Source organism: Shewanella sp. GutCb (genome assembly GCF_002836135.1).
GTDB lineage: Bacteria > Pseudomonadota > Gammaproteobacteria > Enterobacterales > Shewanellaceae > Shewanella.
The window spans coordinates 1-15048 of sequence record NZ_PJBL01000005.1 but is presented as its reverse complement, the minus strand read 5'-3'; the positions used below and the strand labels follow the sequence as shown (position 1 = coordinate 15048).

Annotated in this window: 16 protein-coding genes; 7 read left to right on the top strand and 9 right to left on the bottom strand. The window is 43.4% G+C overall.

Annotated elements, in window-relative coordinates:
- Positions 1-11 precede the first annotated feature (11 nt).
- The 7 genes from CXF86_RS05195 to CXF86_RS05165 all read left to right on the top strand — a co-directional run bounded on the left by CXF86_RS05195 (position 12) and on the right by CXF86_RS05165 (position 8327).
- Positions 12-1052: an XdhC family protein gene (locus CXF86_RS05195; RefSeq protein WP_102038520.1), complete on the top strand. Its 1041-nt coding sequence runs from the start codon at positions 12-14 to the stop codon at positions 1050-1052.
- On the top strand, positions 1049-1774 hold the full coding sequence (locus CXF86_RS05190; RefSeq protein ID WP_102038519.1) for a nucleotidyltransferase family protein: 726 nt from the start codon (positions 1049-1051) through the stop codon (positions 1772-1774). Before CXF86_RS05195 ends, CXF86_RS05190 begins: the two co-directional genes overlap by 4 nt.
- A 102-nt stretch (positions 1775-1876) precedes the next feature.
- The gene (locus tag CXF86_RS05185) at positions 1877-2356 is read left to right on the top strand and encodes a (2Fe-2S)-binding protein (protein ID WP_101089743.1); all 480 of its coding nucleotides are present in this window, start codon (positions 1877-1879) and stop codon (positions 2354-2356) included.
- Positions 2353-4599, top strand: a complete 2247-nt coding sequence (locus CXF86_RS05180; RefSeq protein WP_102038518.1) for a xanthine dehydrogenase family protein molybdopterin-binding subunit — start codon at positions 2353-2355, stop codon at positions 4597-4599. The genes CXF86_RS05185 and CXF86_RS05180 overlap by 4 nt, the downstream gene beginning before the upstream one ends.
- Positions 4600-4867: 268 nt before the next feature.
- Positions 4868-5914: a ribosome small subunit-dependent GTPase A gene (gene rsgA, locus CXF86_RS05175; RefSeq protein WP_102038517.1), complete on the top strand. Its 1047-nt coding sequence runs from the start codon at positions 4868-4870 to the stop codon at positions 5912-5914.
- A 359-nt stretch (positions 5915-6273) separates the two neighbouring features.
- On the top strand, positions 6274-6765 hold the full coding sequence (locus CXF86_RS05170; RefSeq protein WP_102038516.1) for a DUF1097 domain-containing protein: 492 nt from the start codon (positions 6274-6276) through the stop codon (positions 6763-6765).
- A gap of 104 nt (positions 6766-6869) precedes the next feature.
- The gene (locus CXF86_RS05165; protein WP_102038515.1) at positions 6870-8327 is read left to right on the top strand and encodes a methyl-accepting chemotaxis protein; all 1458 of its coding nucleotides are present in this window, start codon (positions 6870-6872) and stop codon (positions 8325-8327) included.
- Between the two features lie 184 nt (positions 8328-8511).
- Here the strand turns inward: CXF86_RS05165 and xthA are convergent, their stop codons facing one another.
- The 9 genes from xthA to CXF86_RS22680 form a co-directional block, all read right to left on the bottom strand.
- On the bottom strand, positions 8512-9318 hold the full coding sequence (xthA, locus tag CXF86_RS05160; RefSeq protein WP_102038514.1) for an exodeoxyribonuclease III: 807 nt from the start codon (positions 9316-9318) through the stop codon (positions 8512-8514).
- Between the two features lie 17 nt (positions 9319-9335).
- The gene (locus CXF86_RS05155; RefSeq protein WP_101089749.1) at positions 9336-9635 is read right to left on the bottom strand and encodes a YciI family protein; all 300 of its coding nucleotides are present in this window, start codon (positions 9633-9635) and stop codon (positions 9336-9338) included.
- Positions 9635-10180 carry a septation protein A gene (locus CXF86_RS05150; RefSeq protein ID WP_101089750.1) on the bottom strand — a complete coding sequence of 182 codons (546 nt, stop codon included), beginning with the start codon at positions 10178-10180 and terminating at the stop codon, positions 9635-9637. The genes CXF86_RS05155 and CXF86_RS05150 overlap by 1 nt, the downstream gene beginning before the upstream one ends.
- A gap of 331 nt (positions 10181-10511) precedes the next feature.
- Positions 10512-10883, bottom strand: coding sequence for a hypothetical protein (locus CXF86_RS05145; RefSeq protein WP_101089751.1), 372 nt, complete (start codon positions 10881-10883; stop codon positions 10512-10514).
- Positions 10884-11340: 457 nt separating this feature from the next.
- Positions 11341-12051, bottom strand: coding sequence for an HAD family hydrolase (locus CXF86_RS05140; RefSeq protein ID WP_101089752.1), 711 nt, complete (start codon positions 12049-12051; stop codon positions 11341-11343).
- Between the two features lie 491 nt (positions 12052-12542).
- Positions 12543-13136: a hypothetical protein gene (locus CXF86_RS05135; RefSeq protein WP_102038513.1), complete on the bottom strand. Its 594-nt coding sequence runs from the start codon at positions 13134-13136 to the stop codon at positions 12543-12545.
- Between the two features lie 427 nt (positions 13137-13563).
- Positions 13564-13926, bottom strand: a complete 363-nt coding sequence (locus CXF86_RS05125) for a GNAT family N-acetyltransferase (protein ID WP_257985293.1) — start codon at positions 13924-13926, stop codon at positions 13564-13566.
- Between the two features lie 227 nt (positions 13927-14153).
- A complete protein-coding gene (locus tag CXF86_RS05120; RefSeq protein WP_102038512.1) occupies positions 14154-14363 on the bottom strand; it encodes a hypothetical protein in 210 nt (69 codons plus the stop codon).
- A gap of 152 nt (positions 14364-14515) precedes the next feature.
- On the bottom strand, positions 14516-15048 hold a 533-nt coding region (locus CXF86_RS22680), incomplete at its 5' end, for a hypothetical protein (protein WP_180961018.1).

Genomic DNA, 15048 nt, shown 5'->3' with positions numbered 1-15048 from the left:
GACACGGAATTATGTCGAATCATATTGAAGATCTACTGAGCGAATGGCAGTTAACACCCCACGATGGATGGGTGTTAGCAGTGGTGACTAAGGTTCAAGGTTCTGCCTATCGTAAAGCGGGCGCGATGATGCTATTTCACCCATTAGGGAAAAGTATTGGCTTAGTTAGCGGGGGGTGTTTAGAAGGGGATCTTAAAAGGCATGCCCAGCGGGCTATTCAATATGATACCGCAGTAAAGCTGGTATACGATGCGACCGACGAGTCAGACACCACCTATCAGTTGGGGTGCGGCGGCATCATTGAGCTTATGCTTTTTCCGTTAACATCTAAAAATCACTACTTACAACTGCATCGCCTTGCTGAAAATCTGCAAGCGGGGATCCCTTGTTTATACGAGTTGGTACTCCCTGATGAGGGGACGACCTCAGACCTATTTGTAGCGACGGTCGTCAACCCATCAGAGAGTCACTACCCCCCAAGTGATGTGCAAAAACCTGTTATTTTTACGCTGGAGCAAACTGGTCATCACCCTATGCAGCAAGAGCATCGATTAGTGATCCCTTGTCGTCCACGTTTTCATATTGCCATATTCGGTGGCGGCTTAGACGCTCAGCCCTTGGCTAATATTGCAAATCAGCTAGGTTGGCAAGTCACTGTGATAGACGAACGCACCAGTTATGCCCGTCATCATGACTTTCCGTCATCAACAATCATCAAACAAACGCCAGCTAAATTAACCAATGACATAATGAATCGATTCGATGCGGCGGTTGTCATGCAGCACAACCTCACATTAGACGCTAACGCGATATTGCGTTTGAGTCAGACTCAAATCTGCTATGTCGCTTTATTAGGGCCGCCACATCGTAGAGAAAAGGTGCTGGCGATTGCGGGGGTGTCGGCAAATGATTTCAGTGGGGTATTTTCAGCCCCTGCGGGCCTTGCACTGGGAGGCGAATTACCTGAGTCCATTGCGCTAAGTATTTTAGCCCAATGCCACGGGGTATTGCATAAGGCTCATCAAGTCTCGCTAGATAAGGTGATGACGTGACAGAACTTTTGAACAAGGTAAGCAAAGGTGCTGCGGACAACAACGCCTTAATTAACGAGATAAATAGCACTCATAAATTGGTTATAGCGTTACTTGCCGCTGGCGCTAGTAGCCGTTTTGAAGGGATCAAGCTCGCAGAACCTATTGATGTTATTAATACAATAGGCCAAGTGAAGCGTCAGCCGCTATTACTTCATAGCCTTGATAAACTTCAATCTGTTGCTAAGCAGCTCGAATCAACCTCTCTGCATTGTGACGTTGTTGTGGTGCTTGGCGCGCATCATCAAGCGTTAATGGCCCTGATACCCGCTGGTGTGCGTGTCATTACCAATCCTCAATGGCAGCGAGGATTATCCAGTTCAATAAAAACCGCAGTCACAACGGCAAAACAGCTAAACGCTGATGCGTTGATGGTGACGCTCGCCGATCATATTGGCGTAGATAAGGACGCCTACACACTTATAGTTAAGCGTTGGTTATTAGAGAGAAAAACCTGTTGCGCTTGTTATCAACACAGTATTGGCGTGCCTGCTATTTTCAATGCGGATCTATTCAATCAACTGCAGCAACTTACGGGCGATAAAGGCGCTAAACCTTTACTGAAGCAGCTCGCATCCCAAGATAAATTGACCGTTGTTGAAGTGCCAGGGATCGCCGTCGATATCGACCAAAGAGAAGATGTTGTAGCTTGGCAGCAAGCGATAAAACAACAACTGAGCTAACACTAATAAATACACCGTCATAAACATCAAATAATTAAATTATAACGTCATCAATCTTTCGCGGTGATTGAGGCTATTAGAGCGACAGATGAGGAGCGAGTAATGAATGATGAGAAACTGACACTCAGTATAAATGGCAAGAGTTTTGCCCTCGATACCGATCCTAAAATGCCCATACTATGGGCCATTAGAGATATGCTCGGTATGACGGGAACCAAATACGGTTGTGGCGCAGGCTTATGCGGCGCCTGTACTGTTCATATTGATGGCAAACCGGCTCGCGCTTGTTTAACCAGTGTCGCCCAAGCGCAAGGGAAACAGGTGACAACGATTGAAGGTTTAGCCGCGGAAGAGCTTAAGCAAGCCTGGAGTGATCATAATGTGCCACAATGCGGCTATTGCCAGTCTGGACAGTTAATGTCTGCCGCTGCGTTGCTCGCTGAAAACACCGCTCCTACCGATGCTGAAATCGAATCTGCTATGTCAGGCAATATCTGCCGTTGCGGCACATACACCCGGATCAAATCTGCTATTCATAGTGTGTCAAAAAAAGGTGTTGCTAAAAAAGGAGCATCATCATGAGAACCTTTACTGCAGTACAAAATTTCAGTCGTCGCGACGTGCTTAAGCTCTTTGGTGCTACAGGAGGTGGTTTAGCGTTAGGCGCGAGCGGACTGAGCTGGAGCCCGATGGCCCTGGCACAAGATAAAGAAGCACGATTAAACCTGTTTATCGCGATAGGCGAAGACAACAAAGTCTATTTAACTTGTCATCGCTCAGAGATGGGGCAGGGGATCCGCACCGGGATCCCACAGATATTGGCAGATGAGTTGGAAGCTGATTGGCAACATGTTGTTGTGGTACAGGGCTTAGCAGACAAACGTTATGGCAGCCAAAATACCGATGGATCACGCAGTATTCGTAAACACTATGAAGCAATGCGGCAGATGGGTGCGATGGCGCGTACCATGCTTGAGCAAGCCGCGGCCGACATCTGGCAAGTGCCAGTAGCTGAGGTTAGTGCTAAAGATCATCAAGTTCATCACATAAATTCTGGCCGTAAACTGAGTTATGGCGAGTTGGCCATCGCAGCATCAAAACTGTCAATGCCTGCCGAGGATGCGGTAAAGCTAAAAGACAGCAAAGATTTTAAGCACATTGGTAAATCACATACCATTGTTGATATGCAAGACATGCTAGTCGGTAAAGCCAAATATGGTTACGACGTGCAGATGGAGGGGATGCTCTATGCCAGCATCACCCGACCACCTGTATTGGGCAGTAATGTTGCTACGCTTGATGATAGTGCGGCGCGTGAAGTCGCTGGAGTGGTTGATGTTATTCGCATGAAAGTGCCTACAGGTGCTCCTGCTTTTCAGGCGTTAGGGGGCGTTGCAGTAATAGCCACCAACAGTTGGAGTGCAGAGCAAGGTAGAAAGGCACTTTTAATCACTTGGACTGAATCTGCAAATGACAGCCACGATACAACCGAGTACCTAAAGACCTTGTCAGAGCGTGTCAAACTGCCGGGCAAGCTCGCGCGGCAGCAAGGCAAAGAAACCAAAGATTGGCCGGAAAAGTCGACGATCAACGCACTATACACGGTGCCTTATTTAGCGCATGCCCCTATGGAGCCGCCAGTGGCAACGGCTTCAGTCACCGAAACGGGCTGTGAAGTATGGGCATCGACCCAGACACCACAAAGCACGGCGCAGAATGTGGCGGCTAATCTTGGCTTCAAAGAGGAACAGGTTAAAGTTAATGTGACTCTACTTGGTGGCGGGTTTGGTCGTAAATCTAAACCTGATTTTAGTGTTGAAGCGGCGCTACTGTCACAAAAACTGCAACGACCCGTTAAAGTCAGCTGGAGCCGAGAAGATGAGATCCAAAATGGCTATCTTCATGCAATCAGTGCCCAGTTTTATCAAGCCAAACTCAATGACAATAAGATGCCCGAGGCGATGTTACAGCGCTCGGCTTTCCCATCGATTAGTTCAACCTTTGCTGAAGGTGTCGATTATCCTTCGGCGGGCGAGTTGGATCTCGGCTTTGTTGATGTGCCCTTAGCGGTTGAGAGTTACCGTTGTGAAGCGGTTAAAGCGGAGGCTCATACACGAATAGGTTGGATGCGTTCGGTGTGTAATATCCAGCATGCTTTTGGTATTGGCAGTTTTGTTGATGAGCTTGCCAGTAATGCCGGAGTTCCTTGCACAACCATGTGGAAGACGCTGTTAGGCAAGGCTAGAAAAGTTGATTTTGCTGATCAAGGTTTTAAATATGGTAATTATGGTGAAGAGCTATCGCGCCACCCTGTTGATGTTGGCCGCTACCTCAATGTGATTGATATTGTTGAACAGGCAATCAATAAGCAGCCAGCCGTTAAAGCGGGTCAGGGCTGGGGCTTTGCGGTTCATCGAAGTTTTACCAGTTATGTTGCCGTGGCGATATTGGTTGAAGTAGACGATAAGCAAAACTTAACGGTGCTTAAGTCTATCGCTGCTATTGATGCTGGATTAATTGTTAACCCCGACCGCGTGACGTCGCAAACAGAAGGCGCGGTGATGTTTGGCCTTAGCTTAGCGATGATGGGCCAGATTAGCTTTAAAGAGGGTAAAGTTCAGCAATCGAACTTTCATGATTATCCATTGCTGCGCATTAGCCAATGCCCAGAGATAGAAGTCACTATTGTACGTTCGGATGCGCCGCCAGCAGGTGTTGGCGAACCTGGTGTTCCCCCCGTTGCTCCAGCGCTGACGAATGCTATCTTTGCGGCAACTGGCAAGCGAATTAGAGATTTACCGGTGAATAAATTACTTAATATTTAAACATCTCTTTTTAGGATAAATAACAACAAAGCAAATCTAATAAAAAGTGCCTTAATGGCACTTTTTTTATGCATTTTTTAACTTGGACATTTTCGTTGGATGTCAGGCTCCGTTATTGTCGGTATAAGCTCGTGCAATCTGTCGCTTTTGTTCAATTAAACTGTTGAGCAAGTCATTAATATGAAACTCTTAGCTGAAAGGTGGCATCAGCGCCGCTACAGTATCAATTATTGCTTATTATCTACTAAATCGTAGATGGAGGAAGACCATGGAAAACCCCACGATGACATTAACCCAACTCGGCTGGCGGCCGTTTTTCCAGCAACAACTTAGCCTAGAAGAGTTATCGCTGTTCAGTATTGGTCGTGTGGTTGAGCAGCACAGAAGTCACGTCGTGGTGATGAGTGAGCAAGGACAAGTGAGATTAACGTTCTCGGCGCAGGCTGAGCGCCTATGCGTTGGCGATTGGGCATTATTTGATGACTCACAGCGGGTGCATCGCCATTTGGATCGTCAGTCCTTGTTCCAACGAAAAGCGCCAGGCTCGAAAGTGGCGACTCAGCTCATTGCTGCAAACCTTGATAGTGTCATGATTGTCTGTTCTCTCAATCATGATTTCAACCTGAGCCGAATTGAACGTTACCTAGCGCTAGCGAAAGAAGCGCTGGTGGATCCCGTGGTGGTATTAACAAAGGCGGATCAGTGTGCTGATGTGGATGACAAGCGCCAGCAAGTGCAGCAGCTAGATCCGTTGATGATGATCCATGCCGTTAACGCGCTCGATAGTGAAGCGCTTAAAGCGCTATCGAGCTATTGCCAAACAGGCAAAACAATTGCGTTTTTAGGTTCATCCGGTGTGGGGAAGTCAACATTGGTCAATGGTTTAATGGGCGTTGACGCGCAAGTTACCCGTGCTGTGCGTGAAGATGATAGTAAAGGACGTCACACCACAACCTCAAGAGCGCTGAAGTGGTTACCTCAAGGTGGACTGCTTATGGACACACCCGGTATGCGAGAGCTACAGCTTAGCCATTGCGAACAAGGTGTTAGTGATACGTTTAGTGAAATTACCGCATTAGCACAGCAGTGCCGATTTAGCGATTGCAGTCATGAAAGTGAGCCTGGTTGTGCGGTCCAAGCAGCCCTGCATGATGGCATAGTGACGGAACGTCGACTGACGAGCTATCGCAAACTGATGCGTGAACAGGCATTGAATGGCGCGACACTGGCGGAGAAAAGAGCCAAAGATAAGGCGTTAGGGAAAATGATCAATGGCGTGCAAACCGCTTCACGCAGGAACAAGAAAAAAGTTTGAGGCTTTAATATGTTTCTTTGTGAGTGCTCCTGCGTTGAATAAAACATCTCGTTTGTAGATGTTTTTTTGTGCCTGACAATCGCAGCTCGATCAGCATAAGGCTATTTTGTTTGAAATAACTCGGTTGCTGAGGCTCTTATTACCGCTGATTTCATACTCCTATTGGGTTAGTTGTATGTCGGAGTATTGTATATTTGTTACGCTTTCGGTTGTTTTGTGCACTAGATTCGACTTTGTTAGCGCTTTTTTGTCGTAGATCGTGTTTTTTAGCCTACAAAAGATGGTAATTTAGCGACCTTGATATTAAGTACTGTGTATCGGCATAGTCAAAGTGTGTATCGCGTTATAGAGAGGGCTTTATGGAGCATCGTTGGCAAATAGCAATTTCAGCAGGATTATTGGCAGCCGTATGGGCTGGCTTTGCTGATGTATTTCAACTTGTCACCTGGATAGGTTTTCTTGGTTGTAGCACTTTTTTTGCACAAACCGAAACGGGTGTGAAAGGCATGCTGATGGCGATGGCGACGAATGTCTCTGGTGTCTTTTGGGGTTGGCTAATTATTTCTGGCAGCAGTTTTTTTGTCTCTCCGGTTATGGGCTATACCTTCACGGGCATCGCAACGGCTGCCATGTGTTTACAAGCAAGTTATCAAAAGCTCGCCTTTATACCCGGCGCATTTATCGGTTGTTGTATCACCTTTGCAATGGGTGGCGACGTAGTGGCAATTTTACCCCCCTTACTGGTGGGCGCGATGCTGGGCTACAGTATGAGTCTACTGACGACTCAGCTAATCAGCTTGACCCAAAAACTACAAACAATATTTGCTGAAAATACAGCAAAAGAGTCATAATTCAACATTGAATATAGCGAGTAACTCAACACTGTGCCGTACTGGGCGAGTGAGTCTATCAACGCATTATAAAGGTCAAATATAAGGGCCATGGGAATTTTACGATGAAGCAAATTAATTTTCGAACAGTCGATGCGGTATTAATCAAGCTCAGTCTAAATGGAAAGTTCTGGTCTATCTGCACTATGGTTACGCTCATCACTGCAATGGTGGCCGGAGCAAACTATTTCAATAGCAAACAACAGATTGAAGCCGCTTCAATGGCGCGCGCTCAAGCCACGGTTGAGGCTTATGCCAATATGGCGATGACCCAATCTCTTACTGGGCAATCGCTAACTGATTTTGCCGGCGAAAATGGATTGAGTGTTGCTTTTAATTCTGAGACGAAACGCTCAAATGATAATCTTAGCGTGAATGCCCCCGTTGACGGTGAGTTCATTAACTACACGGTTAATGTAAGTCGTTGGGAACAGCCAGCTTTGTCAAATATGAATAACATGCTTTGGTTGGCTCTTTTAGGTCTACTGCCGTTATATCTTGTGAGTTATTGGGTATCAACTTCGCTTGGTGGCGGCTTGTGGGATATGTACCAAGCCATAAAAAGACTTGCTGATGGTGATCTTAGTTTTAGACTTAACTTTTTTGGTAAAGATGATTTCAGCTTAATTGCCCGCGAAATAGACCGTAGCGCAGATAACATGAGTGAAATGGTGTCTGCAATTGCACGTAACGCGCAAACGCTTTCAGAGGCCGCTGGTGAGTTTCATCAACAGGCGAGTCAAAATGAAAAGTTAACCACTGCACAGCATCAGTTCCTCGATACGGTCGCGGTTGCGATGTCGCAGATGACAGCGGCAGTTGAAGAGGTGTCTCAGAATGCTTCTAGCACCTCAGAGCAAACTCAAACCAACTCATCTCAGGCGGCAAACAGTAAAGTTCAACTGGCTGAGGCGGTAGCAAGCATTGGTATATTAACGGGCAAAATTTCAGAAGCGTCAGCTTCAGTGGAAGATCTTTCCTACGCTGCAACGCAAATTGGTGCAGTAGTAACCACCATTAACGGTATTTCAGAACAGACTAATCTGTTAGCGCTTAACGCCGCAATTGAAGCGGCCAGAGCGGGCGAGCAGGGCAGAGGCTTTGCCGTGGTCGCTGATGAAGTGAGAACGTTAGCGAGCCGGACACAAAAAGCGACAGTTGAAATTCAATCTATGATTGAAGGTTTACAAGCGGGTACACATAAATTGAGCTGCATTACTGGCGATATCGTATCGCAAGCGGGCAAAGGCCGCGAGGCTATCGTGTCAGTGAGTAGTGATGTTGATAACATGGCGTTATCGATCAGTACAGTATTCGATATGAGTGCACAAATCGCAGCATCATCTGAAGAGCAAAGTGTTGCATCTCGGGAAATTGGCTCTCAGTTAGACGATATTCGAGGCCAAGCTGAAACGATTAAGCAAACCACTGAACATTCAATTAGTCTTGCGACAGACTTAAATGATGCTTCTCAGGGGTTAGAGCAGTTGTTAAAGCAATATACTTTGGCTAAAGCCACCTAATGTTATAAACGAGTTTTATAACGCGAGGCTTAAAGGTCAGTTTGACTCAGCAGAGCTGTCGCTTTGCACTAAGGTTAGTTCCTTTGCCTATAACGACACCACAGCGCTATCTTTGCCTGATCAGATAATAAAAAATCCAGCAATCATTGCTGGATTTTTTTATTAGCTGAAACCACCATTTAGATTAACTAAAGGTGCTCCAAATAGGCGCGTGATCTGAAGGCTTTTCAATACCACGTAGGTCGTAATCAATATCAGATTCAACCAGACGCTGTGCCAGTGATTTGGTCGCTAAGACGACATCAATGCGCAGGCCGCGGTTATCGACAAATCCTTTGCTGCGATAATCAAACCACGAGTATCGCTCTGTGCGCGTTGGATGCAGTTCGCGGAACGTATCCACTAAGCCCCAGTCCATTAAGGTCTTAAGCCACTCACGCTCTTCAAGTTGAAAACTACACTTACCTGTTCTTAACCAGCGCTTGGCATTGGGCTCACCAATACCTATGTCTAAATCGACAGGCGATATATTGATATCGCCAATGATGGCAATATCTTCATCAGCACTGTGATACTCATTTAAATATACCATTAAGTCTTTGTAAAACTTGCGCTTAGCGGGATATTTTGTCTCATGGCTAATATTTTCGCCTTGAGGGAAATAGCCATTTAGCACGGTAAGCGGACGGCCATTTTCCTGCATAAAAGTCCCCATGATCATACGGCGCTGAGCGTCGTCTTCATCGGTTGGGAATCCTTTTTGAAGCTTTAATGGCTCAGCCTTCGACAACATGGCCACACCATAGTGTGCTTTTCCGCCATGATAATGCACCTTATATCCCATTGCTTCTACATCAGCAAGTGGGAAGGCTTCGTCATGCACTTTGGTTTCTTGTAAACCGATGACGTCAGGCTGGTGGCTATCGATTAAAGCTTGCAGTTGATGCAGTCTTGCTCGCAATCCATTGATATTAAATGAAACTATCTTCAATTTTGAGTTCCTTTTATTTACGGCAACACTAACTTATAAGGCTTTACAACCACGCTTTCATATACACCCGCGGCGATATAAGGGTCGGCATCAGCCCAGCATTGTGCATCTTCAAGTGAGGGGAAGTCAGCAACCACGAGTGAGCCAGTGAAACCTGCTTCGCCTGGGTTTTCACTGTCGATAGCGGGGTGAGGCCCTGCGATGAGTAACTTGCCCTCATCAGCTAAAAGCTGCAGACGCGCTAAATGGTCTGTACGAACAGATAAGCGTTTTTCTAAGCTGTTTTCAACATCTTGCGACGAAATCATATACCACATTATTTAAGTTCCTTACGATCTTCTTCAGACATGTTTTTAAAGAGATAAAATACCGTGAGTACCGTATTGATCAGTGTCAAAGCGGTTAGACCAAATACCTTAAAGTTTACCCAAGTTTCTTGCGATAGGCTAAAGGCAACGTAGATGTTAACGAGAGAGCATGCCACAAAAAACAGTACCCAATACCAAGTCACATGGGCCCATATCTTGTCAGCAACAATTAACTCTTTGCCCAGCATGCTTTTTAAAATGGGTTTATTCATAAACTGGCTAACCACTAGCGCGATGGCAAACAGAGCATACACGATAGTGACTTTCCATTTTATAAATGAGTCATCGTGCAAAATCAAGGTTAGCGAGCCAAACACGGTGACCATTGCAAAGGTAATGAGGTGCATCTTCTCCAGTTTTTTATACAGGATGTAGGTAATGATGAGCTGCAATGCGGTGGCCGCAATCAATGCGCCACTGGCAACGTAAATATCAAAAAATTTGTAGACGGCAAAAAAGATAACCAGAGGCAGAAAGTCGAGCAACTGTTTCATAGGATAGTGTCAATTCAAAATTCATAAAAGTGTGCTTGAGTTTAACATGCAAGCCATGAAGGAAAAAGGGTAACGGGTTCACTTGAGCACTTCGGTAAACCCATGTTCAGTATGGCTGCATTAGGGTTAATGAATTGCCACCATCTCGCACATATTGCGCTAGTTAGTTGTTGCAAAAATTTGGCAAAAAGAGTGTCGCTGCTGATTAGAACCGTTACGCTTTAATTATATGTGGCAAAACAAGAGGAAAAGCTTGAAGGCAGCGGTATTTGTTTTAGCTTGAAAACAGTGATTGAAGGTATAGTCTTTCAGAAATGCTGTCATGGGCTTACTATTTATTTACTTCACGGACAGTTACACTGTAGGAGAGGTCATCACCTAACGAAAGACTAGCCTCATTATTAACAAGGGTGCTTATAGAGGGTAACTTAAGCTCATTTCGTGTTTCAGGATCAGATATAAGATATTCAATAACTGTATAATTCAGAGTGGCATAATTATCATGCACATAAGACTGACTGATTAACAACAAAACTGTGTCGTCTGTTTTTTTCAGGGTTTTGCTTTCCTGTAAACCTATCTCCTGCTTTCCTTGGTACATTCCGTTAATATCGAGCGTCACCTCAACGATATATTCCGCATGAGAACTGAAGGACGAAATTATTATACTTAAACAGAAAAGGCACCTAATAACTTTACTCATTACTCATTATCTCCTCTAATAGCCCTGCGCTAGAACTCGACTCCAACAGGCTACAGTACTTCAATATTCCATAACACTGTGACATTTTATTAAACGTTAATCAATCCTGAGGACCCCCAATATCTGTAAAGTAAGGAGCGCCATAAAGTATATTGATTAAAGGGGGATTACCCCTGGGGAAACCGCATAAGCATTTGATGTAAAAGGTCATGAGTATGAGATTTGAAATACAGACGGAGACGGATGAAAATAGGTAGTTAATACGCTGATATTTTGGGGTTAATGATATAAAAAATGATTAACTATCGATGCTAAAGGATCGTTGTAACTTGTGAAATTTTAACGAATGACATCAGATGCTAAACTAGCGTGAACTCTCGCGCCGCTATTTACTATGTAAAGGCATCAATCTGACTTGGAAATAAGGACGCGGCTGCGCGCGGCCTATGCTTATTCGTTATGCGTATTTCCCAATGATAGAAAGGAGATCTTCAACATTGTTTGCAATGTAGTCAGGCTTAACTTCCCAACTTTCAGGCTCAGAACGACTATATGCGGCCGCGACAGAAATCACCTTGGCACTATTTCCAAGCGCGGACTGTAGATTACGGGCAAACTTGGCATCAGCTTCATGGTCACCGATGTACATTAACAATTGACTATTTGTATGACCGAAAATTGATTCCACACATTTGATACCACCAAATGGATGAGGCTTTTGGTTGCCATTTGATACATCATCGTAACCAATAATCGCTTTAAATGGAGCGTCTATTCCATTATCTCTAAGTACACGACGAATATTGTTTTGTGAATTCTGAGAACAGATACCATGATGAAGTTGTGAAAACTGCTCAACGACATTTTTAATACCATCAAAAAGCGTCACTTCAGTTTGATTTTTCTCTTGGTGCTCTGCCCACATACTGCCAGCTCGGATCATTTCGTCATGAGATAATCCGTAATAATCAACATAGAGCTCTTGCCAGTTTTTAGCACCGTGATTGGCTTCATGGTAAAAATCTTCGCTGAGCAAATACTTAGGCAAATTGTTACCTGTTAAATGTGGAGCAACGATAGATAGAATGGCTTTTGTAATATCAATATTCTTGGGTACTGAATTAACGAGGGTTCCATCGTAATCCCACAGTATTGCGTCTAATTTCATTTCATCACCTCATTATCCAATAAACTTAATTGAATCATACACCTTACGACAAGTTTGTGTATACGCATAACGCCGCATTAAGGTGTGAACAATGCCACCACCATACTTAAACCATTGTGCCATAAACACTTAAGCTGACATAGAACCGAGAATGCCAAGCGTTGAGGATTACTCCTAAATGCTTTGTTAGCAATTGATGCTTTCTAATGAATTAGATATTGTTTTAGCTTTTCTGGATGTAAAACTGCTTTTTAATGCTAAAAATGTGTCCATATTCGTCCCACCGGTAATACCACGACTAGCCAGTTCACCAACCATTACGTTTAGTATATCGACAGAAGCCACCCATCTTGTACGATTCAACGCTACTTTTACTCACATAATTATTATCAAAATCATTACTAATGTCATCTAAAGAGAAGTTAAATAGATGACGCTGCCACTTACCATGGCTGGCACAGCCTTTTCAAGCAATTAGTTGATATTACAACTTAAATTATTGTTAGTACTTGTCTAATATCAAGCTGTTGAACCCAAACATCTTCTTTATGATAGGCCTCAATAGCCAGTGGTGAGATTATTAATTCACCCGTAATATGGTCATCCTCAGTTGTAATTGAAGCATAAGAACCATCCGACAGTCTGATGTTGATCCCCCAGTCATATATGACAACTTCATCTGACGGAATTAGCTTCCTAACCTCAGTTTCATCTTGCACTGCACACCGACATCTAAGACGAAGGATCTCTATAGCCTCTATGGTGATACGGTCATTTTCCGTAAACTTAATTTCAGAACATGGGCCGATAGAGTCATTATCACTTTGATACTCAATGTCATCCGGTTTCTGCACTAGCCTAAACTTTGGAAGATGGAAATCATGACCTTGAGGGCTGGTATTCCATTCGTTCGTCAGCTCAACAAAACTGGCTTTCTTCCTAAAATATAACGGTGGAAAACATGTGACATTTCGCTGATTAAAATTGAAATACGCAAATTGAGTTATTAAGTTAATCTCTTGGCCTATTAGAGACTGTAATGATTCTATCGATTCGCGGTCTAATTTATAACGAAATTCTTGCATGGCTTGCTCCCTAAATATAATCTTATCTCAATACATTATTTTCTGCTAAAAATGTCCGAGCATGAGTATATCCCCATATTGTGACAGTAAGATTATTTCACCGCATCCCAACGTAAGTTAAAAAAATTAATTGTCACCCAATGAGCGAGCTGCTGCACCAGCAATGACTTCACCTTGCTCATTTTTTATTTACACTGCTAAAGGAATTCGTTCGCTTACTTCCCAATTAGCCCAATTGAGGTCATCGATCTTTTTATCAAGGTAATCAATTAACTTTTGTTCAGGATTTTCTAACACTTCAATATTCATTCAGACTCCAATTTATCTGGTACTGCTAACGCCTCTCTAATAAGTGAGCCATGTGCTGGCGGGCGATTTGCTCAGCAAATGGGATGACAGTCTTGGTGAATCTGAATTTAGCAACTTGTTATAAGGCCGACTTACATAGGCCGTAAACATAATCATCAACATACTTATGGTTGATTAAAGAGTTTTGATGTAAACAGCCTTCACGAACAAATCCCACCTTTCCAAGTAAGTTAAATGAGCTATGATTGTGAATTGAACATGTGGCTACTAATTTATTTAGATCAAGTTCTTCAAACGAATAAGCTTTAAGAAGGTTTAACGCCTCACTAGCAAAACCTTTCCCTTGAGCATTTGTCTTAATCATAAATCCGACTTCACCAATTTTAGCTTCACGGTTAACAATTTTAAGACCTATACTCCCCAGTTTTTCACCAGTAAATGATTCTGTAATACCTAATGAAAGCCAGCCATCACTTTCCAAAATCTAAGGTTTTGACCTTGCATCAAATGCTTCTTTTGCCTCATCATATGTACAAGGCTCATATACATGTTCCATCATCTGCGGGCACATTGATATTTCAATGAAAAGATCCATATCAGTGTTATCGAAAGGAGATAGTTTTAATCTTTGACCTACAAGTTGCACGTTTACCTTCCTTAGGCTTTATAACGCCCTGTAATTTATCCCGCTTGAACAGCTTGTTATGTTTACATTTCTAAGACGCTAATTCCAATCGATTTTCGGTGTGTCGCCTGTATACAACCATTATTTGTTGCAACTAAAAACTCTGAGTAAACACCTGCGGAAGCATCCAGAACACCTTGCTGTCTAACTTCTCCGTTTGACCAGCCACCAGATAGAATTTTGTAAACATGAAAAGTTGAAGTGATAAGAGGTAAGTTAGCGTAATACGTCATATTAGCCTCATTCATAAAACGAAAGGCTACAATCCATTCAAAAGATACCTTAAGGGCAGCGTCTTCTCCTGTTTCATTTTTTAGTATCTACTAAAATGATCAATCGATCCTGCTCAAGACATACGGATTTTATGTCATTGTTTATTAGCTTGTTAGCAATGCTGTTGATCTAGGCGCTTAAATATTTTTGTACGCTGTTCAGATGAAAAAGTGTAGTAACTAAAAACTATATCTGAACCTCCCTTGCGCTTTATAATCACATCTCTAAGCCAGCCTCCTGTAATTTTATAGCCATCATATTGAGACCATTTAATGATATCTTTTTCATTAAATCGAATATAAATAAAACTTTCCTTATCGATAGTTATACCATTCTCGACGATCTTTGATTCACCCGAATTAAATATTGAAAGCCACAACGCAAATACCACAGGAACTCCGATTGCAAAGTAAACAAAGTCAAAGTTAGGTTCATCTTGGCTAAACAAACCAATTACACTGATTGTAAAAATAATTATTACTATGCTTATTGATTCAGTATAAATTCTATTGAAAATATATTGTCCGCGACTTTGTTCAATCCTCAACTTTAGCCTCCAAATTGCTAACGCCCCGTTAAGCGGATAAAAATGGTTGGCTATAATCGCGAAGCGATGGCCAACTGTTTTTATTCCGTTTAAACGAC

What these genes read in the sequence shown, in the direction of transcription:
- CXF86_RS05140 (WP_101089752.1), bottom strand. Translation starts at nt 12,051, where the DNA reads ATGAAATTAGACGCAATACTGTGGGATTACGATGGAACCCTCGTTAAT.
- CXF86_RS05155 (WP_101089749.1), bottom strand. Translation starts at nt 9,635, where the DNA reads ATGTGGTATATGATTTCGTCGCAAGATGTTGAAAACAGCTTAGAAAAA.
- rsgA (WP_102038517.1), top strand. Translation starts at nt 4,868, where the DNA reads ATGGAAAACCCCACGATGACATTAACCCAACTCGGCTGGCGGCCGTTT.
- CXF86_RS05170 (WP_102038516.1), top strand. Translation starts at nt 6,274, where the DNA reads ATGGAGCATCGTTGGCAAATAGCAATTTCAGCAGGATTATTGGCAGCC.
- CXF86_RS05180 (WP_102038518.1), top strand. Translation starts at nt 2,353, where the DNA reads ATGAGAACCTTTACTGCAGTACAAAATTTCAGTCGTCGCGACGTGCTT.
- CXF86_RS05135 (WP_102038513.1), bottom strand. Translation starts at nt 13,136, where the DNA reads ATGCAAGAATTTCGTTATAAATTAGACCGCGAATCGATAGAATCATTA.
- CXF86_RS05185 (WP_101089743.1), top strand. Translation starts at nt 1,877, where the DNA reads ATGAATGATGAGAAACTGACACTCAGTATAAATGGCAAGAGTTTTGCC.
- CXF86_RS05165 (WP_102038515.1), top strand. Translation starts at nt 6,870, where the DNA reads ATGAAGCAAATTAATTTTCGAACAGTCGATGCGGTATTAATCAAGCTC.
- CXF86_RS05145 (WP_101089751.1), bottom strand. Translation starts at nt 10,883, where the DNA reads ATGAGTAAAGTTATTAGGTGCCTTTTCTGTTTAAGTATAATAATTTCG.
- CXF86_RS05150 (WP_101089750.1), bottom strand. Translation starts at nt 10,180, where the DNA reads ATGAAACAGTTGCTCGACTTTCTGCCTCTGGTTATCTTTTTTGCCGTC.
- CXF86_RS05120 (WP_102038512.1), bottom strand. Translation starts at nt 14,363, where the DNA reads ATGACGTATTACGCTAACTTACCTCTTATCACTTCAACTTTTCATGTT.
- CXF86_RS05195 (WP_102038520.1), top strand. Translation starts at nt 12, where the DNA reads ATGTCGAATCATATTGAAGATCTACTGAGCGAATGGCAGTTAACACCC.